The sequence below is a fragment of the Limosilactobacillus reuteri genome (assembly GCF_002254085.1).
Taxonomy (GTDB): domain Bacteria; phylum Bacillota; class Bacilli; order Lactobacillales; family Lactobacillaceae; genus Limosilactobacillus; species Limosilactobacillus reuteri_K.
Genome location: NZ_NGPY01000081.1, coordinates 1 through 444 on the forward strand (window position 1 = coordinate 1; position 444 = coordinate 444).

1 protein-coding gene is annotated in these 444 nt (G+C 58.3%); it reads left to right on the forward strand.

Going from position 1 to position 444, the window contains the following annotated elements:
* Nucleotides 1-444 (forward strand): hypothetical protein (locus tag CBG10_RS11340; protein ID WP_458251636.1); only part of this gene is annotated, 444 nt, incomplete at both ends.

Here is a 444-nt window from a genome sequence, read left to right on the forward strand (position 1 = left end):
CGAGGCACTGACTGAGGCACTCGTTGACGCACGTGTGGGGGCGCTCGTGGTGGCACTGGTTGAGGCGCTTGTTGACGCACTGGTTGAGGCACTCGTGGAGGCGCTCGTTGAGGCACTTACTGAGGCGCTCAGTGAAGCGCTCGTCGATGCACTGGCGGAGGCACTCGTTGAAGCGCTCGTTGACGCACTAGTCGAGGCACTTACTGACGCACTGGTTGACGCACTAGTCGAGGCGCTGGTTGACGCACTTGTTGATGCACTCGTTGAGGCGCTGGTTGACGCACTTGTTGATGCACTTACTGAGGCACTCGTGCATGCTCTCGTCGAGGCACTCGTTGACGCACTTGTTGGTGCGCTCGTTGACGCGCCTGTTGACGCGATTGTTGATGCACTTGCTTATGCCCATGTTGAGGCGCTCACTGATGCACTATGTGACGACCTTTT